At 69.8% G+C, this 19921-nt stretch carries 18 protein-coding genes, 1 pseudogene and 1 riboswitch; of the genes and pseudogenes, 11 read left to right on the top strand and 8 right to left on the bottom strand.

The window, feature by feature from the left end; translation table 11 throughout:
* Positions 1 to 8: 8 nt before the first annotated feature.
* Positions 9 to 893, top strand: coding sequence for an SDR family NAD(P)-dependent oxidoreductase (locus ABZ396_RS36230; RefSeq protein ID WP_358921443.1), 885 nt, complete (start codon positions 9 to 11; stop codon positions 891 to 893).
* 39 nt (positions 894 to 932) lie between these two features.
* Here the strand turns inward: ABZ396_RS36230 and ABZ396_RS36225 are convergent, their stop codons facing one another.
* Positions 933 to 1463: a DUF3291 domain-containing protein gene (locus ABZ396_RS36225; RefSeq protein ID WP_358921442.1), complete on the bottom strand. Its 531-nt coding sequence runs from the start codon at positions 1461 to 1463 to the stop codon at positions 933 to 935.
* A 31-nt stretch (positions 1464 to 1494) separates the two neighbouring features.
* On the bottom strand, positions 1495 to 2235 hold the full coding sequence (locus ABZ396_RS36220; RefSeq protein ID WP_358921440.1) for a transcriptional regulator: 741 nt from the start codon (positions 2233 to 2235) through the stop codon (positions 1495 to 1497).
* Between the two features lie 395 nt (positions 2236 to 2630).
* Between ABZ396_RS36220 and ABZ396_RS36215 the strand changes: the two genes are divergently transcribed.
* A complete protein-coding gene (locus tag ABZ396_RS36215; RefSeq protein WP_358921438.1) occupies positions 2631 to 3215 on the top strand; it encodes a hypothetical protein in 585 nt (194 codons plus the stop codon).
* 773 nt (positions 3216 to 3988) lie between these two features.
* Here the strand turns inward: ABZ396_RS36215 and ABZ396_RS36210 are convergent.
* A complete protein-coding gene (locus tag ABZ396_RS36210) occupies positions 3989 to 5437 on the bottom strand; it encodes a gamma-aminobutyraldehyde dehydrogenase (RefSeq protein WP_358921437.1) in 1449 nt (482 codons plus the stop codon).
* Positions 5438 to 5601: 164 nt separating this feature from the next.
* Between ABZ396_RS36210 and ABZ396_RS36205 the strand changes: the two genes are divergently transcribed.
* The 7 genes from ABZ396_RS36205 (at position 5602) to ABZ396_RS36175 (ending at position 12437) form a co-directional block, all read left to right on the top strand.
* On the top strand, positions 5602 to 6120 hold the full coding sequence (locus ABZ396_RS36205; RefSeq protein WP_358921435.1) for an Lrp/AsnC family transcriptional regulator: 519 nt from the start codon (positions 5602 to 5604) through the stop codon (positions 6118 to 6120).
* Positions 6105 to 7487 (top strand): aspartate aminotransferase family protein, encoded by a 1383-nt coding sequence (locus ABZ396_RS36200; protein WP_358921433.1) that lies wholly within the window; start codon positions 6105 to 6107, stop codon positions 7485 to 7487. The genes ABZ396_RS36205 and ABZ396_RS36200 overlap by 16 nt, the downstream gene beginning before the upstream one ends.
* 229 nt (positions 7488 to 7716) lie before the next feature.
* Positions 7717 to 8457: an ATP-binding cassette domain-containing protein gene (locus tag ABZ396_RS36195; RefSeq protein ID WP_358921431.1), complete on the top strand. Its 741-nt coding sequence runs from the start codon at positions 7717 to 7719 to the stop codon at positions 8455 to 8457.
* On the top strand, positions 8439 to 9836 hold the full coding sequence (locus ABZ396_RS36190) for a hypothetical protein (RefSeq protein WP_358921429.1): 1398 nt from the start codon (positions 8439 to 8441) through the stop codon (positions 9834 to 9836). Before ABZ396_RS36195 ends, ABZ396_RS36190 begins: the two co-directional genes overlap by 19 nt.
* Before the next feature lie 107 nt (positions 9837 to 9943).
* Complete coding sequence (locus ABZ396_RS36185; protein ID WP_358921427.1) at positions 9944 to 10351, top strand: VOC family protein; 408 nt, start codon at positions 9944 to 9946, stop codon at positions 10349 to 10351.
* Positions 10352 to 10493: 142 nt separating this feature from the next.
* Positions 10494 to 11570, top strand: a complete 1077-nt coding sequence (locus ABZ396_RS36180) for an LOG family protein (protein ID WP_358921470.1) — start codon at positions 10494 to 10496, stop codon at positions 11568 to 11570.
* Between the two features lie 159 nt (positions 11571 to 11729).
* Complete coding sequence (locus tag ABZ396_RS36175; protein ID WP_358921426.1) at positions 11730 to 12437, top strand: LAETG motif-containing sortase-dependent surface protein; 708 nt, start codon at positions 11730 to 11732, stop codon at positions 12435 to 12437.
* A 130-nt stretch (positions 12438 to 12567) separates the two neighbouring features.
* Here the strand turns inward: ABZ396_RS36175 and ABZ396_RS36170 are convergent, their stop codons facing one another.
* From ABZ396_RS36170 to ABZ396_RS36150, 5 genes are all read right to left on the bottom strand, one after another.
* Entirely contained in the window at positions 12568 to 13590 is a 1023-nt protein-coding gene (locus ABZ396_RS36170) for an ABC transporter ATP-binding protein (protein ID WP_358921424.1), read from the bottom strand.
* A complete protein-coding gene (locus ABZ396_RS36165; protein ID WP_358921422.1) occupies positions 13590 to 15188 on the bottom strand; it encodes an iron ABC transporter permease in 1599 nt (532 codons plus the stop codon). The genes ABZ396_RS36170 and ABZ396_RS36165 overlap by 1 nt, the downstream gene beginning before the upstream one ends.
* Positions 15189 to 15229: 41 nt before the next feature.
* Positions 15230 to 16303 (bottom strand): thiamine ABC transporter substrate-binding protein, encoded by a 1074-nt coding sequence (locus ABZ396_RS36160; protein ID WP_358921420.1) that lies wholly within the window; start codon positions 16301 to 16303, stop codon positions 15230 to 15232.
* 76 nt (positions 16304 to 16379) lie between these two features.
* Positions 16380 to 16487: riboswitch (TPP riboswitch) on the bottom strand.
* A gap of 58 nt (positions 16488 to 16545) precedes the next feature.
* Positions 16546 to 17652, bottom strand: coding sequence for a 23S rRNA (adenine(2503)-C(2))-methyltransferase RlmN (gene rlmN, locus ABZ396_RS36155; protein WP_358921418.1), 1107 nt, complete (start codon positions 17650 to 17652; stop codon positions 16546 to 16548).
* Between the two features lie 517 nt (positions 17653 to 18169).
* A complete protein-coding gene (locus tag ABZ396_RS36150) occupies positions 18170 to 18307 on the bottom strand; it encodes a hypothetical protein (protein ID WP_358921417.1) in 138 nt (45 codons plus the stop codon).
* A 231-nt stretch (positions 18308 to 18538) separates the two neighbouring features.
* On the opposite strand from ABZ396_RS36150, the gene ABZ396_RS36145 reads away from it, so the two are divergent.
* Together ABZ396_RS36145 and ABZ396_RS36140 are read left to right on the top strand one after the other, a co-directional pair.
* Positions 18539 to 19561: a DUF1259 domain-containing protein gene (locus tag ABZ396_RS36145; protein ID WP_358921416.1), complete on the top strand. Its 1023-nt coding sequence runs from the start codon at positions 18539 to 18541 to the stop codon at positions 19559 to 19561.
* A 37-nt stretch (positions 19562 to 19598) separates the two neighbouring features.
* Positions 19599 to 19754: pseudogene (locus tag ABZ396_RS36140) on the top strand (transposase); the annotation flags it as partial.
* Positions 19755 to 19921 lie beyond the last annotated feature (167 nt).

Genomic DNA, 19921 nt, shown 5'->3' with positions numbered 1-19921 from the left:
CTGTCGGCATGAGTACCCACACGTGGTTCATCACCGGCTCGTCCCGCGGCTTCGGCCGCCACCTCGCGATCGCGGCCCTGGAGGCCGGCGACAACGTGGTCGCCACAGCCCGCAGGCCCGAGCAGCTCGACGACCTCGTCGAGAAGTACGGGGACCGCGTCCTGCCGGTCGCGCTCGACGTCACCGACCGGCCGGCCGCCGTGACCGGTCTCCGGGCGGCCGTCGACCGCTTCGGCCGGGTCGACGTCGTGGTCAACAACGCCGGATACGCCAACCTCTCCGCCGTGGAGACCACTCCCGAGGACGACTTCCGCCGCCAGTTCGACACCAACTTCTGGGGCGTCTACAACGTCTCCACCGCCGCGCTCCCGGTCCTCAAGGCCCAAGGCGGCGGCACCATCGTGCAGTTCTCCTCCATCGGCGGCCGCGTCGGCGGCACCCCCGGCCTCGGCTCCTACCAGGCCGCCAAGTTCGCCGTCGACGGCTTCACCCGCGTCCTCGCCGCCGAGAGCGCGCCCTTCGGCATCCGTTGCCTCGTCGTGGAACCCGGCGGCTTCGCCACCGACTGGGCCGGCTCCTCGATGCGGATCCCCGAGGTCACCCCGGAGTACGACCCCACCGTCGGCGAGATGGTCCGCCTGTTCGGCGGTTCCGTCTCCGCCGCCGGCGACCCCCAGCGCGCCGGCGAGATCCTGGTCCGGGTCGTCAAGACGACGAACCCGCCCACGCACCTGCTCCTCGGCGCCGGTGCCGTCGAGATGGCGCAGCACTACTCGAGCGGCCAGCTGGAGGAGGCCGCCGCCTGGGAGCCGGTGAGCCGATCGGCCGACTTCGGCCAGGACTACCCGGCCCAACTCCCCGACGGCACACCGGAGACGGGGTCCGGTCACTGAACCGGTACACACTCCCGAGGGAGCCCCGGTCCCCTTCCTCTACTTCCTCGCCGCGGTTTGTAGGTCGCGGGAGGCCTCGTCCGCGGAGTGGGTCTCGTCCGCGGAGTGGGTCTCGGCGGCGGAGTAGGAGGAGGCGAAGGTGAACGCGCGCGCGGACGGGCCGTGCGCGCGCAGGTCCGCGAGCCGTTCCAGGGCCTCGCCGACGGTCGGGAGATGACCGGCGGGGACCCACCAGAGCACCAGGTGCGCCTCGACGTGCCGCTCGAACCACTCACGGCGCCGCCGCATCACCTCCAAGTGGCCACTGCGGTAGGTGAAGTCCCATAGCGCCTCCTGGGTCTCCCACACCGTCAGGTTGACGATGACGTCCGCACCGGCCGGGCGCAGGGCGGTGGCGTCGGCCGCCCCCTCCTCCACGAGCCGCCACACGAAGCCGGGTGCGCCGTCGGCAGCGGTGTTGACCGAGTCGAGCATCTCGACGAACGGCGCGATGCGCGGGTCGTCGAGGGGGTGACGAAGCGTGGCGACATTGAGCTGGGCGAGGTGAGCGGCACACGTGGATGCGGTCATGGCCTCATGTCAGCATGCCCCAACTTCTATGTCAATCACTGTTGTTTTTAGAACTTTCGAGCACCACGCAGCACTGCCCCGGCCGGGCGTCCATGCGGGCCCGGACGGGGCCGCCGGTGCCGAGCAGCCCCTCCAGCAGTGCGAGGTTCATGCCGCAGACGAGCGGCGGGAAACGTTCCGCGACAGCGTGGAAAGGGCAGTTGCGCATACGGACGACGACAGGCGCGGCCACCGCGCCCTCGGCGCCATCGGCACCATTGACGTCCTGAGCGCCGTCGACACCCTGGGCGCCTCCGCCGCCTCCGGCACCCACCAGGTGCGGTTCATAGCCGCGGGCGGACAGCATCTCCATGGCCTCTTCGAGGCTGCCGCAGGGTGCCGCCGAGCCGCGCAGGGCCTCGCCGCGGTGGCGCGCGGCCGCACAGAGTCCGGCGTCCAGGCCGGCCTTTTCGGCGGCCTCGGCGAGCAGTTCGGCGGCTGTGCGGTAGTCGCGGGCGGGCAGCGACACCACCCGTTCGCCCTGCGCCCGCGTGTACACCTTGGCGGGACGGCCCGCTCCCGGCCCGGAACGGCCCGTCAGGCGGCGACTGCCGGTTTCGAGCAGCCCGGCCTGGGCCAGCCTGTCCAGATGGTGCGCGGCGAGCGTGCGCGCCACCCCGGTCGCCTCGGCGGCCTCGTTACGGCCGACCTCGCGGCCCTGCGCCGTCACGTACTCGTACAGTCGGCGTCGCACCGGATCCTGCAGCGCCGCGATCGCGTCGATGTCCTTCACCCGGCCATTCTAGGAACAACACAGGTTGGAGATAGAAGTCCCGGACACCGCCCGGCGGGGCGAGTACGTCGTCCCCACCCACGACAGGACAACGCGGGCGCGGCAGACTCGGGCGGCCGGCGCCGGCTCGTGACCAGGATCGGTAGTTGACACCAGGCACTTTCGCGACCCGCGCCGATGCCACGCGCCCTGCCGGACGGCGTGTGTGCTCCCGCTCGCGCACCCCGCCCGGTGTGCGGAATTCCTGATAGGCCAGCATCTGCTCCGCTGTCGCCTGCCCGTGATGGGTCGTCATGTAGCGGGAGCGGGAGCGTGAGCGTCTGCCGGACCGGGGAACCCATCGCACCACAACCGCGTCGTAACCCCGGCCTGTCCCAACTCCCCCTGGGGGCATCGTGAGACACCGCAGCACCGGCGCCCGTTCGCTCGCCGTAGTCGCCCTCACTGTTTCATCCGCTGCCTGCGCGTCCGGCACCGGGGCTACCGGGCCCGCCAAGACGGAGCCCTCGGTCTCCGCTTCGGCCCGGTCGTGGTACGGGAGCCCGACCCCCGACGGCTCGTCCGCTTCCGGCTCCCCCGTCCTCGGTTCGACATCGCCCGGCCGCTCCATCTCGGCGTCCCCCAGCACGCGGGCGGCTACCGCCGGTGGCTCCACTCGCCTGTGCCTCAGTGGGACCGTCACGATCCTCTACCCGCTTGCCGACAACCCCCTACGCACCACCTGCGTCCACGCCGGCACGGCGATCCACATCACGCTGAAGTCGCCTCCCAACTACAGCTGGGCGCCGGTCATGAGCTCGAACCCGAACACGGTCACCATGCTCGCCGACCACCTCGCACCCGACGGCACCCGCTCCGCCACCGCACGTGCCGTCGCCGCTCCGGGCACCGCCACCCTCAATTCAGCCGACACCTACACCCCCGACCACCACGGGCCGCCCTCACGAGCCTGGCAACTGACCCTCACCGTGGTCCCGTAACGGCCTTCCGCCTACTGGGGTTCGACGTGCACCAGCAGCCGCCACAGCCGCGTCTGCGGCCCGGACCGATCCCCAAGGAACGACGACGTCGACCGCAGCTCCACCTCACCGGCACCGGTCGCCCTGACCGTGGCCCGCACGGTTCCCTCGGGTCGCTTCCGCCTCGATCACCGTCACGGGTCCCGCGACCACCTCGACCGGAGTCCACCCGTAGCCGAGTGATCCGTGGAGAGTGATGACCACCTCGTCCCCCACCCGCACCTGCAGCGGCGACCCCGGCGAATCCCCGGGACAGTGGACCAAGTCCACCCGCCTTGCCCCGTCGTATGCCATGGCACGAAACCTAGTGGCGGCGCTCTGATCCTGCCCGGAGCATGGGCGGATCGGCGGCGACAGCGTCGTGATCGTCCAGAAGAAGAGCGGCTGACGGCATGCCGGGGAGCGAGCTTTTCCGTCCCGGCACACAGCGACCGCCCCGCTGGTGACCAGGCCGGCCGCAGGGACTGGGCCGGATGCCGCCGGTACGATGACCGCGCTCGTCGGTCTCAGCCGCGTGGCGTGCGTGTTCACCGACCCTCGGACGTGCGTATGGAGCGACGTCACCCAGGCCGAAGCACCGACGCTGCGTCGGGCCCCCCGTCCCGGACCGGACACCCTGTCGATGGCTCCGGTCAACGCCGGGTTACGTCCCCGGTCACCGGCGGGCCTGCCAAAAGGGCGCTGCCCGGGGTGACTTGTCCACCCCGGGCAGCGCAATCCGGCCGCAGCCGGGATCAGACGTCCAGCGACGTCATCACGTGCTTGATCCGCGTGTAGTCGTCAAACCCGTACGCGGACAGGTCCTTGCCGTACCCCGACTTCTTGAAGCCGCCGTGCGGCATCTCCGCGACCAGCGGAATGTGCGTGTTGATCCACACGCAGCCGAAGTCCAGCTTCTTGGACATCCGCATCGCCCGACCGTGGTCCTTGGTCCACACGGACGACGCGAGCGCGTACTCGACGCCGTTGGCCCACTCCACGGCCTGGTCCTCGTCCGAGAAGGACTGGACGGTGATGACCGGTCCGAAGACCTCGTTCTGGATGATCTCGTCGTCCTGCCTGAGCCCGGAGACGACGGTGGGCGCGTAGAAGTACCCCTTGTCGCCGACCCGCTGCCCGCCGGTCTCGACCTTGGCGTGGGCCGGCAGCCGCTCGATGAAGCCGGAGACCTGCTTGAGCTGGTTGGGGTTGTTGAGGGGGCCGAACAGCACGTCCTCGTCGTCCGGCTGCCCGGTCTTCGTCTCGGCCGCGGCCTTGGCGAGCGCGGCGACGAACTCGTCGTGGATGGACTCCTGGACGAGGACGCGGGTGGCGGCCGTACAGTCCTGACCGGCGTTGAAGAAGCCCGCGACGGAGATGTCCTCGACGGCCTTGGGGATGTCCGTGTCCTCGAAGACGACGACCGGGGCCTTGCCGCCCAGCTCCAGGTGCACCCGCTTGAGGTCCTTGGACGCGGACTCGGCGACCTGCATGCCGGCGCGCACGGAGCCGGTGATGGAGGCCATCGCCGGAGTCGGGTGCTCGACCATCAGACGGCCGGTGTCACGGTCGCCGGTGACGACGTTGAAGACGCCCTTGGGGAGGATCCCGCCGATGATCTCGGCCATCAGGACGGTCGACGCGGGAGTGGTGTCCGAGGGCTTCAGCACGACCGTGTTGCCCGCGGCCAGCGCCGGGGCGAACTTCCATACGGCCATCATCATCGGGTAGTTCCACGGTGCGACCTGCGCGCAGACGCCGACCGGCTCACGGCGGACGATGGAGGTCAGGCCCTCCATGTACTCACCGGCCGACCGGCCCTCGAGCATGCGCGCCGCGCCCGCGAAGAAGCGGATCTGGTCGACCATCGGCGGGATCTCCTCGGAGCGGGTGAGCCCGATGGGCTTACCCGTGTTCTCCACCTCGGCCGCGATGAGGTCCTCGGCGCGCTCCTCGAACGCGTCGGCGATCTTCAGGAGGTGCTTCTGGCGCTCGGCGGGCGTGGTGTCCCGCCATGCCGGGAAGGCCGCGGCGGCGGCCGCCATGGCGGCGTCGACGTCGGCCGCCCCGGACAGCGGCGCCGTCGCGTACGCCTCGCCGGTCGCGGGGTTGACCACCTCGGTGGTCCGTCCGTCGGCGGCGTCCCGGAACTCACCGGCGATGTAGTTCTGTAGTTTGCGCAGCCGACCCAGCTCGGTACTCACTGCCGGCCCTCCAAGTTCGGGTGTCCAATCACTGAGACACCCACAGTAATCCGAGATCCCACGTTTTCAAGACCCCCACGCTACGGAGTCTGCGAAATCCGCAAACATCGGCCCCGAAAACGACGAATTTCATCGATACGGCCTTGCGGAACCGTCGAGACGTCGTGCACAGTGAGGTCGTGGCCAGTCGAAGCGCAGACCAGAGGGACTCGTCCCGCGAGTCCAGGAGCGGCACCCCTCAGTTGGATGCCGTTTCCCTCGCCATCATCCAGCAGCTCCAGGAGGACGGCCGCCGGCCGTACGCCGCGATCGGCAAGGCCGTCGGCCTGTCGGAGGCGGCCGTGCGCCAGCGCGTCCAGAAGCTGCTGGACCAGGGCGTCATGCAGATCGTCGCCGTCACGGACCCGCTCACCGTGGGCTTCCGCCGGCAGGCGATGGTCGGCATCAACGTCGAGGGTGATGTCGAGTCGATCGCGGACGCGCTGACCGGCATGTCGGAAGTCGAGTACGTGGTGATGACCGCGGGCTCGTTCGACATCCTCGCCGAGATCGTCTGCGAGGACGACGACCACCTGCTGGACGTCATCAACAGACGCATCCGGGCACTGCCCGGAGTGCGCTCCACCGAAAGCTTCGTCTATCTGAAGCTGAAGAAGCAGACCTACATGTGGGGAACCCGATAACCGTGACCCAGAAGGACCTCAGCCGCACCGCGTACGACCACCTGTGGATGCACTTCACCCGCATGTCCTCGTACGAGAACTCCCCCGTCCCGACCATCGTCCGGGGTGAGGGCACCTACATCTACGACGACAAGGGCAAGCGCTACCTCGACGGTCTGGCGGGTCTGTTCGTGGTCCAGGCCGGTCACGGCCGCACCGAACTCGCCGAGACCGCCTTCAAGCAGGCCCAGGAGCTGGCGTTCTTCCCGGTGTGGTCGTACGCCCACCCGAAGGCCGTCGAGCTGGCGGAACGCCTGGCCGACTACGCCCCCGGCGACCTGAACAAGGTCTTCTTCACCACCGGCGGCGGCGAGGCCGTGGAGACCGCCTGGAAGCTCGCCAAGCAGTACTTCAAGCTCCAGGGCAAGCCGACCAAGTACAAGGTCATCTCCCGCGCGGTCGCCTACCACGGCACCCCGCAGGGCGCCCTGTCCATCACCGGCCTGCCGGCCCTCAAGGCCCCCTTCGAGCCGCTGGTCCCCGGCGCGCACAAGGTGCCGAACACCAACATCTACCGCGCCCCGCTCTTCGGCGACGACCCGGAGGCCTTCGGCCGCTGGGCCGCCGACCAGATCGAGCAGCAGATCCTCTTCGAGGGCCCGGAAACGGTCGCCGCGGTCTTCCTGGAGCCGGTGCAGAACGCGGGCGGCTGCTTCCCGCCGCCGCCCGGCTACTTCCAGCGGGTCCGCGAGATCTGCGACCAGTACGACGTACTGCTCGTCTCCGACGAGGTAATCTGCGCCTTCGGCCGCCTCGGCACGATGTTCGCCTGTGACAAGTTCGGCTACGTCCCGGACATGATCACCTGCGCCAAGGGCATGACCTCGGGCTACTCCCCGATCGGCGCCTGCATCATCTCCGACAAGATCGCCGAGCCGTTCTACAAGGGCGACAACACCTTCCTGCACGGCTACACCTTCGGCGGCCACCCGGTGTCGGCGGCCGTGGGCCTCGCCAACCTCGACCTGTTCGAGCGCGAGGGCATCAACCAGCACGTGCTCGACAACGAGTCCGCGTTCCTCTCCACCCTCCAGAAGCTGCATGACCTGCCGATCGTCGGCGACGTCCGCGGCAACGGCTTCTTCTACGGCATCGAGCTCGTGAAGGACAAGAACACCAAGGAGTCCTTCGACGACGAGGAGACCGAGCGCGTCCTGTACGGCTTCCTCTCCAAGGCCCTGTACGAGAACGGCCTGTACTGCCGGGCCGACGACCGCGGCGACCCGGTCGTCCAGCTCGCCCCGCCGCTGATCTCCAACCAGGAGACCTTCGACGAGATCGAGCAGATCCTGCGGGCCACGCTGACGGAGGCGTGGACCAAGCTCTGAGCTGCCGTGCTCTTCCGCGATCTTCCGTGATCTTCCGTGATCTTCGGTAAGGAAGATCAATCCCGGCCCCGGTGCCGTCCGTTCGAGTGAGAACGGCGGCCCGGGGCCGTGTGCTGTCCGGGCTCGGCCCCCGACCTGCCTAGCGTGCACGTGACCGATCGGCCCAGCCTTCGTTCCCCCGGACGGAGGATCGGACGCGGGAAAACGGATCAGAACCGAGGTGTACGCCATGGAGGCCCCGCCGGACAACGACGTGCTGTGGGCACGCTCGCTGCACTTCTGCTACCAGGACGGCTCGCCCGGTATCGCGGGTGTCTCGCTCGGCGTGCGGGAGGGCGAGATCCTCGCCGTCAGCGGGCCGCGCGGCAGCGGCAAGACCACGCTGCTGAGGTGCCTGTCGGGTCTGCTCCCGGCGCAGCGCGGCGAGGTCTGGTTCAACAGCACGGCAGTGCACCGGATGGGCCCGCTCACCCGCGAACGGCTGCGCCGCGACCGCTTCGGCTGGATCGACCCGGCCCCGGCGCTGGTCCCCGAGCTGAACGTCTGGGAGAACACCGCCCTGCCCCTGATGCTGCGCGGAACCGGCCGCCGCCGGGCCAAGGTGGCCGCGCTGGAGTGGCTGGAACGCCTCGACGTCGGCGACAAGGCCCGTAGCCACCCGAGGGAACTCCAGCAGGCCGAGCGCCAGCGTGTCTGCATCGCCCGCGCCATCGCCCCCTCCCCCACGGTCCTCTTCGCGGACGAGCCGACGGCACCGCTGCACCGCGCCGACCGCGCCCATGTGCTGCGCACCCTCACCACGGCGGCCCGCTCGCACGGCATCACGGTCGTCCTCGCCACACACGACGCGGAGACGGCGGCCCTCGCCGACCGCACGGTCTCGCTGCTGGACGGCCGCCGCGTGAACACGGTCCACCTGCCGCCGGTCTCCGAAGCGGAAGGCCGGGCCGAGTGCTCGCTCTCCGTCTGAGCCGCGTCGCCCACCCGGCCATCCACCTGCGCCGCCTCCTGGTGGCGGCGGCGGCCGCCGGCACGGGCTTCCTCCTGCTGTCCGCCCTCGGCTACGCGATGGCCCACCCGACCCACTCGACGGCCGCGCTCCTGCGCCTGTCGTGGTGCGCGATCCCGCTCGCCGCCACGGTGTACCTCGCGATCGCGGTGGCCCGCACGGACCCCGGCACCAGGCCACGCCCCGGCCTGTCCGCCCTGGGCCTGGGCCCGGCCCGGCTGATGGCGATCGCCGCCCTGAACACCGCCCTCGCCTGCACCCTGGGCTCGCTGCTCGCCCTCCTGGTCTTCCTCCACCTGCGCGGCGATCTCACGGGCATGCCCTTCGACGGCGCGGCGAAGGACTTCCTGGCGGCGAACAGGTCCCTGCCCGTCCCGGCGGCCCTGACCCTCCTGACCGTGCTCCCGGTGCTCGCGTCCACAGCGGTGGCGGTAACCCTGCGCCCGCGGGACCTGCCCCACCCGACGGGCCGGGCGCGTGTGTACGGCCGCTTCGGGGCTTACGGCCGAACGACGAAGCGGGAGACCTTCGGAACGTACGGCCGCTTCGGCGCCCGCCTCTTCGCACACCCACCCCAGCCCACGCCGCTCCCCGCGGACGGCCGTGCCGCCGAGGTGGCACAGGCAGCGGCCGCCGGGGACATCCCCTCCGGGGGAGGCACGCCGCAAGGGCCGGCGAGCGAGACCCCCCTCCCCGCCCCGGCGGACGCTTCCGGGCTGATCGGGGTCGCGAAATCCCCCACCGGCCTCCCGTGGGGCATCGCCGTCCTCGCGGCGGGCCTGGCCGTCGAGTCGTACGCCGGCACCACCGGAGCCACCCCCCGGACCACCCTCCCCGGCGGCCTGGCCGTAGGCCCCGTCGGCGTCCTCGCCGGCTGGTGCCTCACCGCCCTCGGCCTGGTCCTCGCCGGCCCCGGCCTCACCCACCTCTGCGGCCGCCTCCTCCAGACCGTCCGCCCCGGCGCCCTCCGCCTGCTGGCCGGCCGCGTCCTGATGGCGGAGGCCACCCGTATCGGCCGCCCCCTCGGCGTCGTCTGCGCGGTGGCGTCGGCGGCCTTCGCGACCATCACGCTCTATGACGACAGCGACATCCTCGCCTTCGGCCCGCTCACCACCCTCGGCGGTGTCGTGGTCGCCGGCTGCACGGTGGCCACTCTCCTGATCGCGGCCGTGGAGGCTCGCCAGTCCCGTGCCGAAACCACCGAGGCCCTGCTCCGCCTGGGCGCCCCGGCCACAATTCTGCGCAGCGCCGCGGCCCTGCGCACCGGCGCCCTGCTGGCCCTCTTCGTCCCCCTCACCCTGCTGGTCGCCGACCTCGCCGCGCTGCCACTCGCACCCTGAGAGGCCGTACGGAGATCACGGCAGAAAAGTCCCGGTCCACCGATGACTTTCGCGCCACCCCCCGGTCTGTCCCCCCGAACAGCTCGACACCCGAGGGAGAGACCCCCATGTACCAGCAGATGATCTTCGTGAACCTGGCCACCAACGACGTCGCCGCGTCGCGGAAGTTCTTCACGGAGCTCGGCTACTCGATCAACCCGCAGTTCAGCACCGACGACTGCTCCTGTGTCGTGATCAGCGACACGATCATCGCGATGCTCCTCAGCAAGCAGCGCTACGCCGACTTCACGAAGAAGGAGATCGCCGACTCGACGAAGACCAGCGAGGTGCTGATCTGTCTGAGCGCGGAGAGCCGCGAGAAGGTCGACGAGCTGGTGGAGAAGGCGGTCGCGGCCGGCGGCACCGCCGCCCCCGAGGTCCAGGACCAGGGCTTCATGTACGGCCGTTCCTTCGACGACCTCGACGGCCACACCTGGGAGATCACGTGGATGAACCCGGCGGCGGTCCAGGGCTGACCCGCCCGGCCCAGCCGGTCCCTTCCCCACCCATCCCTACGAACAGCTGTGCCAGCATGGGCGGGTGCATCCGACACCCGCCCAGCCGCACCCCGGCCAGCCGAACGCCGGCCGGCCGAACCGTGCCGCCCGCGACCGTGAGATCGAGTCCCTCGCCGAGTTCGACGAGGTCGTCGCCGAGCACGGCACCCTCGCCCAGTACCGCGTCCAGGCCGTCGACCTGACGGGCCGTACGGACGCCCTGCTCACCACCGACACCACGGGCGCCGTCTTCCTCGGCTGCCCGATGTCGGCCGAGGCCGCCGCCCGCGTCCGCGCCTCGGGCGCCCTGGTCTTCCCGCCCGTCCCGAACCTCCCCTTCGACCCCTACCGCGCCTTCGTCTATACGCCCGACGAGTTGTTCGACTCGCTCGGAGAGGGATACGAGGCGACCCCGGACGCCCGTTCGTACGCCTGGTTCCAGCGGACCAAGTCGGACGGCGACATATTCGCCTCGATGCTCCGCTCGGTCCACGACGACGCGGTCTCCGACGCGCTCGACGAACTCCTCGTCGGCGCCCGGGTGGTGGGCGTCATGGGCGGGCACGCGATGGCGCGCGGCACGGAGGCGTACGCCGGTGCCGCCCGGCTCGGCCGGGAGATCGCCCGCGACGGCTTCACGGTGGCGACCGGCGGCGGCCCGGGCGCGATGGAGGCGGCGAACCTGGGCGCGTACGCGGCACCCTTCGGCGACCGGATGCTGGAGGAAGCCCTTCGGCTCCTCGCCAAGGCGCCCTCGTTCCGGCCGTCGGTCACCGACTGGGCACGGGCCGCCTTCGAGGTCCGCGAGCGCTGGCCGGACGGCGGGCCCTCGGTCGGCATCCCCACCTGGTTCTACGGCCATGAGCCGCCGAACGCCTTCGCCGCGCACATCGCCAAGTACTTCGCGAACGCCACCCGCGAGGACGGCCTGCTGGCCCGCTCCAACGCCGGTGTGGTCTTCCTGCCGGGCGCCGCCGGGACCGTACAGGAGATCTTCGACAACGCGACGCCCAACTACTACGAGTCGCGGGGCGAGCCGACCCCGATGGTGCTCGTGGACGAGACGCACTGGAGCGAGAAGCTGCCGGCCTGGCAGCTGTTGACCTCGCTTGCCCGGGAGCGGTCCATGGCGTCCCGTATCGCCCTCGTTGACCGGATCGAGCAGGCTTCCGAGGCGCTGAAACGTCTCGGCAATTAATAAGAAGGCAAAGTCAACGGTCGTGGGCCGCATATGCATTGACACTACTTACGGAGCGCTTATAGACCTATGAGCCTCCTGGGGTTGCTGATGTCTCATCTCTCATTGCGTCAACTCCCCACAAACCCCCCCGCAGTTATGCACTCAGTAAGGACAAACGTGTCCATATCCCGCCGCAGTGCACGTCGTTCCGTGCGCATCCTGGGAGTTGCCGCCGCGTCGGCCGCGCTGGCGCTTGGCGCCTCCGGCACCGCCCTCGCGTGCAACATCAACGATTTCTCCGCCGAAGCCACCTGCGACGGCACCAACGGCGTCATCAATGTCAAGGACATCGACGCCTCCGGTACTTCGGCCACCATCACCGTCTTCCTCGAGAACCACGGTGCTGACGAGAAGCAGGTCGGCGAGGCCCAGACCGTCAAGGGCTCCAAGGAGGGCACGCCGGTCACCTTCTCCGAGCACTGGAAGCCGGACGCGGTGTACCGCGTCCACGTCAAGGTCGACAGCGGCAGCATCCACATCGACAGGGACATCACGCCCAACCTGACGACCCCGTCCACCGCCTGCCAGGCCGAGGAGAGCTCCAGCCCGTCGCCGTCGGCCACGCCGTCGCCGTCGGAGTCCGAGTCCACCCCGGCCGAGTCCGACTCCCCGACCCCGTCGGCCTCGGAGAGCAGCAGCACCGCCCCGGCGGGCACGTCGAGCAACGCCCCGTCCCCGGCGGTCGGTGATTCGAACCTCGCCGAGACCGGTGCCAACTCCAACACCGGTGTGATCGCCGGCATCGCGGCCGCGCTGGTCGTGGTCGGTGGCGGCGCCGTCTGGCTCGGTATGCGCCGTCGTGGGGCGCACAACAGCGGCAGCTGAACGCGCTTCCCCAAGTAACACCCAGTAACGCCAGCAATATCCAGTAACACCAGTACACCGTCGAGGCCCGTCCCCGTATCCCCGGGGGACGGGCCTCGTCCGTACCGGCGGAGACGTCGGTCCGGCAGGATCAGTCCAGTACGACGGTCTCCGCCGCGTCGAACTCGACGCCCACCGCGTCTCCGGCCTCCGGCGCCTCCCGCAGCGCACAGGCCGCCTCCAGCCGCGGGCCGTCCTGAGGCTGGAGGTGGACGGTGACATGGGTGCCCTGGAAGGTACGGGCGGTCACCGTGCAGGGCAGCCCCACGTCGGCCGCCACGAGCCGTACTCCCGCGGGCCGTACCAGCACAGTGCGCGGCCCCTGGGGCACGTTCCCGGGAACCGGCAGCTTCCCCCACGGCGTCACCGCGACCGATCCCTCGACGGTCGCCGGGACCACGTTGCCGAAGCCGAGGAAGCGCGCCACGAACTCGTCGGCCGGCCGCTGCCAGACATCGAGGGGCGTACCCGACTGGGCGATCCGCCCGTCCCGCATCACCACCACCCGGTCGGCCAGCGCGAAGGCCTCGCCCTGGTCGTGGGTCACCGCGAGCACGGTCGTACCCAACCGCCCGAACAACTCCCGTAGTTCGACCACCAGCCGCTCCCGCAGCGAGCGGTCCAGCTGTCCGAGCGGTTCGTCCAGCATCAGCAGCCGGGGCCGGGGCGCCAGCGCCCGCGCGAGCGCCACCCGCTGCTGCTCACCACCGGAGAGCCCGGCCACCGCCCGCCGAGCGGCCCCCGGCAGCCCGACCAGGTCCAGCAACTCACCGACCCTTTCGCCCTGTTGACCCTTGCCGACGCCACGCATCCGGAGCCCGAAGGCCACGTTCCCGCCCACGTCCCGCTGCGGGAACAGCTGATGGTCCTGGAACATCAGCCCGACCCCCCGCTGATGGGCCGGCACCCGCGCCTGGTCCCGTCCGTCGAGCAACACCCGCCCCGAGTCGAGCGGTTGCAGCCCCGCCACCACCCGCAGCAGCGTCGACTTGCCGCTACCGCTGGGCCCGAGCACGCACACCACCTCGTGCTCGGCGACCTGGAGGTCCACGGCGTCGAGCACGGGCCGCCCGCCGAACCGTACGGTGGCCTGCCCCAGTTCGAGAAGCGGCATCAGAACTCCCCCGTCCGGTCGGTCCGCAGCCGTTCCAGAACCAGCAGCGCCACCGCGCACACCACCATCAGAATCGTGGAAAGGGCCATCGCCTGGCCGTAGTTGAGATCACCGGGGCGGCTGAGCAGCCGGGCCACCGCCACCGGCAGGGTCGGATTGCCGGGCCGCGCGATGAACACGGTCGCCCCGAACTCCCCCAGCGAGACCGCGAAGGCGAAGCCCGCCGCGACCAGCAACGCCCGCCGCACCATCGGCAGATCGACCTCCCGCCACACCCGCCACGGCGAGGCCCCGAGCACGGCGGCCGCCTCCCGCAGCCGTTCGTCCACGGCACGCAGCACGGGCAGCATGGTCCGTACGACGAACGGCACCCCGACCAGCGCCTGCGCGAGCGGCACCAGGATCCAGGACTGCCGCAGATCCAGCGGCGGCCTGTCGAGCGCGATCAGGAACCCGAAGCCGACGGTCACCGCGGACACGCCGAGCGGCAGCATCAGCAGCGCGTCGAAGCCCCGTACCAGCCGCCCCGCGTCCCGCCGGGCCAGCGCGGCGGCGGCGAGCCCGCCGATCACCACGGCGATGGCCGTGGCGGCGACGGCGTACTGCAAGGAATTCACGACCGACTGGATCGGCGCGACCAGGAAGGTGCCCCCGTCGGCGTCGCCCAGCGCCCGGTAGTACCCGAACCCCCCGCCGAGGGACCGCCGTACCAGAACGGCCAGCGGCAGGACGAGGAGTACGGCGACGGTGGCGAGGACGCCGGCGAGGAGCGCCCACTGCCCGGCCCCGCGCGGCCGACGGGCGGTCGTCTCGGGGGCGACGAGACGCAGCGCGCTCTCCCGCCGCCGTATCGTCCACGCGTGCACGGCGAGGATCGAACCGACGGCGACGAACTGCACGATCGTGAGGACGGCGGCCGTGGAGAGGTCGAAGATCTCGGAGGTCTGCCGGTAGATCTCCACTTCGAGGGTGGAGAAGGTGGGCCCGCCGAGGATCTGCACCACCCCGAAGGAGGTGAAGGTGAACAGGAAGACCATCAGCGCGGCGGCGGCCACGGCGGGCGCCAGCGCGGGCAGGGTGACCTTCCGCCAGGCGCCCAGCGGGGAGGCACCCAGCATCCGCGCGGCCTCCTCCTGCCGCGGGTCCAGTTGGGACCACAGGCCGCCCACGGTCCGTACGACGACCGCGTAGTTGAAGAAGACATGGGCGAGCAGGATGGCCCAGACGGTGGTGTCCAGTCGTACGCCCCACAACGCGTCGAGCAGACCGCCGCGCCCGACGAGGGCTAGGAAGGCGGTCCCCACGACGACGGTCGGCAGCACGAACGGCACGGTGACAACGGCCCGAAGCACCTGCTTGCCCGGGAAGTCGAGGCGGGCGAAGGCATAGGCGGCGGGCAGCGCGACGAGGAGGGTGAGCGCGGTGGAGGCGAGCGCCTGCCAGGTGGTGAACCACAGCACGTGCCGGATGTCGGACTGGCCGGCGACGTCGGCGATCCGCCCGAACCGCCACACCCCGTCGACGTTCAGCCCGCGCGTGACGATCGCCGCGACCGGCCAGGCGAAGAAGACGGCGAAGAACGCGACGGGCACGAGCATCAGCCCGAGCCGCGCCGCCCTCCCGCGCCGGCCGGAGGCCGTCACTTCAGAACGAGTGACGTCCACGACTTGACCCACTGGTCACGGTTGGCGGCGATCTTGTCGGGCGCCATGGTCTCGGGGTTCTTGGCGGCGGGACCGTACTCGGTGAACTCGGCCGGCACGCCGGCCCCCTCCACCACCGGATAGACGAACATGTTCGACGGCATGTCCTCCTGGAACTCCTTGGAGACCAGGAAGTCGATGAGCGCCTTGCCGCCCTTGGTGTTCCCGGCGTTGCTCAGCAGCCCGGCGAACTCGATCTGCCGGAAGCAGGTGCCGGTCGCCACGCCGGTGGGCGCGGTGCTGGGCTTCGGGTCGGCGTAGATGACCTCGGCGGGCGGGGAGGAGGCGTACGACACGACGAGCGGCCGGTCGCCGCCCGCCTTCTTGCCGCCGGCCGAACCGGAGAACTCCTCGTTGTAGGCCTGCTCCCAGCCGTCGACGACCTTGACGCCGTTGTCCTTGAGCTTCTTCCAGTAGTCCTGCCAGCCGCTGTCCCCGTACCGGGCGGCGGAGCCGAGCAGGAAGCCGAGCCCCGGCGAGGAGGTGGACGCGTTCTCCGTGACGAGGAGGTTCTTGTACTGCGGCTTGACGAGGTCGGCGTAGGAAGTGGGGGGAGTCAGCTTGTGCTTGCCGAAGTAGGCCTTGTCGTAGTTGACGCAGATGTCGCCGTAGTCGATGGGCGTGACCCGGTGCTTGCCCGCGTCGAGTTGGTAGTCCTTGCCGACCTGGTCGAGGCCCTTGGCTTGGTACGGCTGGAAGAGACCGTTGTCGAGGGCGCGGGAGAGCAGGGTGTTGTCAACGCCGAAGAAGACGTCGCCCTGCGGGTTGTCCTTGGTCAGGATCGCCTTGTTGACGGCCTGCCCGGCGTCGCCGTCCTTGAGGACGTTCACCTTGTAGCCGGACTGCTTCTCGAAGTCCTGGAGCACGCTCTTGGAGACGGCCCATGAGTCGTGGCTGACCAGGGTGACGGTCTTGGAGGCCGCGGCGGAGCCGCCGTTCCCCGACCCGCACGCGGACAGCGTGACGAGGCCGAGCCCGACGGCCGCGGCCAAGAAGGTCTTGGTGTGCACTGGTGTTGTCCTCCTGGGATGGACCAGGAAGAGACGCGGCCCCGCCCGGTGGAACCACCCGGGCAGGGCGCAACAGCTTGAGTGATGACCGAACTTCCTACCCAGAATGACCTGGGCGAGGTTCAGAGGGTCTGCGGCCCGGTTGCCGCACTCTCAGCGCTGTGGCGCTCCCCTGTCGGAATATGAAGATGTCAGCGTATGCGGATGTGGGTGTATGACGATGTGGGTGTACGGCCCTCAGATTACCGCTCGGTGGCCGCGAGCTGACCACACGCCCCGTCGATCTCCTGCCCACGGGTGTCCCGAACGGTGACGGGCACACCGTGCGCGGCGATCGCCTCGACGAACGCCTTCTCGTCCTCGGGCCGCGAGGCGGTCCACTTCGAGCCCGGCGTCGGGTTCAGCGGGATGAGGTTGACGTGCACGGGCTTGCCCTTGAGCAGGCGGCCCAGCCGGTCACCGCGCCACGCCTGGTCGTTGATGTCCCGGATGAGGGCGTACTCGATGGACAGCCGGCGCCCGCTCTTCTCGACGTACTCGAACCCGGCGTCCAGCACCTCGCGCACCTTCCACCGGGTGTTGACCGGCACGAGGGTGTCACGCAGTTCGTCGTCGGGGGCGTGCAGGGAGATCGCGAGCCGGCACTTGAACCCTTCGTCGGCGAACCGGTGAATGGCGGGCACAAGCCCGACCGTCGACACGGTGATCCCGCGCTGCGAGAGTCCGAGCCCGTCCGGGGCGGGGTCGGTGAGGGCACGGATGGCGGTGACGACCCGCTTGTAGTTCGCGAGCGGCTCTCCCATCCCCATGAAGACGATGTTGGAGAGCCGGGCAGGACCGCCGGGCACGTCCCCGTCCCTGAGCGCCCGCATCCCGTCCACGATCTGGTGGACGATCTCCGCGGCGGACAGATTCCGGTCCAGGCCCGCCTGCCCGGTCGCGCAGAACGGGCAGTTCATCCCGCACCCCGCCTGTGAGCTGATGCACATGGTCACCCGGTCCGGGTAGCGCATCAGCACCGACTCGACGAGCGTGCCGTCGAACAGCCGCCACAGCGTCTTGCGGGTGGTGCCCTCGTCCGTCGACTGATGCCGTACGACGGTCATCAACTCGGGGAACAGCGCGTCCCGCAGCCGGTCCCGGGAGCCGGCCGGGATGTCCGTCCACTGCTCGGGGTCGTGCGCGTACCGCGCGAAATAGTGCTGCGAGAGCTGCTTGGCACGGAACGGCTTCTCACCGACCTCGGCCACGGCGTCCTTGCGCTCGGCGGGCGTGAGGTCAGCGAGATGCCGCGGCGGCTTCTTGGCTCCGCGCGGGGCGACGAAAGTGAGTTCTCCGGGTGCAGGCATAACCCTTCCAGTGTGGCAGATCAACTCCGGCGGCCCAGGCCAGAGCGGGGTGGGAGTGGTCACCCGTGGGCGGCCTCTGTCAGCTTTGGTCGGCATCGGACGGCCCAGGGACGGCCCGAGGGCGTGTGCTCTGCGATGGGATGATCTCTCCAGAGGGGTGCGAGTGGACAGGCTTGTACTGATGGAGTGGCTGGCCGAGCGCGGAGTCACAACCGTCTTCAAGGTCGACGGTGACCGCATGGTTGAGCGGAGGAGGCATGGATGGTCATCGTCAGCGGTGGGCCGCTTGGCGAGGACTCGTTCTTCCGTCCTGACCTGGCCACGGCAGACGCTTGCCTTGACTCGCTGCTCGCTCACCTGGAGGGCAAGGGTTGCTGTACTGCACGGCTGAGGATGGACTAGAAGGCGACGATTCCGACCGGTCCGTTGCCGACGCCGATGGGGCGCCCGATCACCCGGTTGTTTCTGGTGTTGATCACCGACACGGTGTCGTCGTCGACTTTGCTTGGTCCCCGCCTCAGGCCGGTGGGTTGAGGCTGGCGGCTCCCGGGCTTCCGGGTGTCGCGTCAGCGCCGTGATGGTTGCCGTTGACGTGAGCAACCTTCTTCAGGTACTTGACCGGGCTCAGCGTCGGCAGGCGTTGGATGACCACCATGGCTGCGTCGTCGCCCAGGCGCCCGCCGGCATGCGTGAGAACGTCGTCTCAGATGTGGTGCAGCAGTGCCTCGGGGCGAGCAACCATCACCGTTCCCGCTGACCACGACGCCCGGACCGATTGCCCGTTAGCGACCCACGCTCCTAGGTAGCCCAACTGGTGGGATGTAGCTGTGCCGATCAGCGGGCGACGCGCTCTTCCGTGCTTCCATCGCGTCAGGAGGCGTACCACATGGATGATGAGCGACAGCAGGACACCCGCCCCCGACTTGCCGCGTCCCGGCGCGGTGTGCTGGCCGCGGTAGCCCTTGCGCCGGCATTTACCGGTGTGCCAGCCCGGGCCCACGCCCTGTCCTTCGGACCTAAGGGCCGCGATCTGGTCGAACCGGTGATGACCAAGCTGGCGGACTGGGCGGACGTGGCTAAGACTCTTGGTCGCCCCGGTGACATGAGGCGGTTCTTATACCACACGGCCTTTCCGCGCCGAGACCTCACGGTCTTTTCCCAAGGCATCCTGATCAAGCCTGCCCTCGCCCTAGGCACGCACGTGTCCTTCGTCCGGTACGCAGACCACAGCGCGCTCATGATGGGGGACGTTGTGGTCACCGAGCGTGAACTGCAGCATTTCTGTGACGTCCTGCAGGGGCGGGGAATCATGCTGACCGCCATCCATAAGCACCTGCTAGCGCACAGTCCGGATGTCTGGTGGGTTCATCTGCATGCTCACGGCCACGATCAGGTCGCCGTTGCTCGCGGTCTGCGCGCGGCATTGGACTGCACTAGCACCCCGCCTGCCGAACCCATCACCCTCTCGCCGTCTGGCGACCTGGACACTGCCTCGATCGATGCCGCCATGGGCGTCAAGGGGGCTGCTAGCGGCGAGATCTACACGTGCACCTATGTCCGCCGTGAGACCATTGCCGACGGCGATTTGGCCTTGCCTCTGGGACTGGGCGCCACCACCTCCGTCAACCTTCAGCCGCTCGGCGGTGGAACGGCCGCGGTTAGCGGTGATCTGGTTATGATCGCCAACGAGGTCCAGCCCGTCCTCGTGGCCCTGCGGCGCGGCGGGGTCGAACTCGTTGAGGTGCATCACCACCACCTCAACGACGAACCTCACCTGTTCTTCGTCCACTACTGGGCTGTCGGCGATGCCGTCAGGCTCGCCGAGGCCATTCGCCGGGCCGTGGACGTCACCAACGTTGTACCGATGCCTGCAGTGGGAGGGACTGCTGCAGGATTGGGTGACACCTGACCTGGCTTGCTGAAAAGCGGCCTAGGAGGATGTTGCAGTGCCCAAGCCGTATCCGAAGGAGTTCCGAGAGGACGTCGTGCGGGTCGCGCGTGACTGCGAGCCCGGCGTCACGCTGGAACAGATCGCCGCCGACTTCGGCGTCCACCCGATCACGCTGCCGAAGTGGCTGCGCCGCGCCGACACCGACGAGGCAAACCCGCAACGGCATCGGGTGAGTCGGCCGAGCTGCGCGAGGCCCGCAAGAGGATCCGGTTGCTGGAGCAGGAGAACGAGGTGCTCACGAGGGCGGCGGCGTATCTGCCGGCAAAATGATGTACCCGCTCGTCCGCGAGCTGGCCGCCGCCGCTGCCCCTGTGCGGG

The sequence above is a fragment of the Streptomyces sp. NPDC005866 genome, assembly GCF_040629895.1.
GTDB lineage: Bacteria > Actinomycetota > Actinomycetes > Streptomycetales > Streptomycetaceae > Streptomyces.
This window is presented reverse-complemented; position numbering and strand designations above follow the sequence as displayed.

Bases quoted from the DNA above. Each gene is read 5' to 3' on its own strand.
- ABZ396_RS36195 (WP_358921431.1), top strand. From the start codon at position 7,717: ATGGAGGCCCCGCCGGACAACGACGTGCTGTGGGCACGCTCGCTGCAC.
- ABZ396_RS36165 (WP_358921422.1), bottom strand. From the start codon at position 15,188: ATGCTCGTGCCCGTCGCGTTCTTCGCCGTCTTCTTCGCCTGGCCGGTC.
- ABZ396_RS36150 (WP_358921417.1), bottom strand. From the start codon at position 18,307: ATGGTGGTCATCCAACGCCTGCCGACGCTGAGCCCGGTCAAGTACCTG.
- ABZ396_RS36170 (WP_358921424.1), bottom strand. From the start codon at position 13,590: ATGCCGCTTCTCGAACTGGGGCAGGCCACCGTACGGTTCGGCGGGCGG.
- ABZ396_RS36145 (WP_358921416.1), top strand. From the start codon at position 18,539: ATGGATGATGAGCGACAGCAGGACACCCGCCCCCGACTTGCCGCGTCC.
- ABZ396_RS36230 (WP_358921443.1), top strand. From the start codon at position 9: ATGAGTACCCACACGTGGTTCATCACCGGCTCGTCCCGCGGCTTCGGC.
- ABZ396_RS36185 (WP_358921427.1), top strand. From the start codon at position 9,944: ATGTACCAGCAGATGATCTTCGTGAACCTGGCCACCAACGACGTCGCC.
- ABZ396_RS36225 (WP_358921442.1), bottom strand. From the start codon at position 1,463: ATGACCGCATCCACGTGTGCCGCTCACCTCGCCCAGCTCAATGTCGCC.
- rlmN (WP_358921418.1), bottom strand. From the start codon at position 17,652: ATGCCTGCACCCGGAGAACTCACTTTCGTCGCCCCGCGCGGAGCCAAG.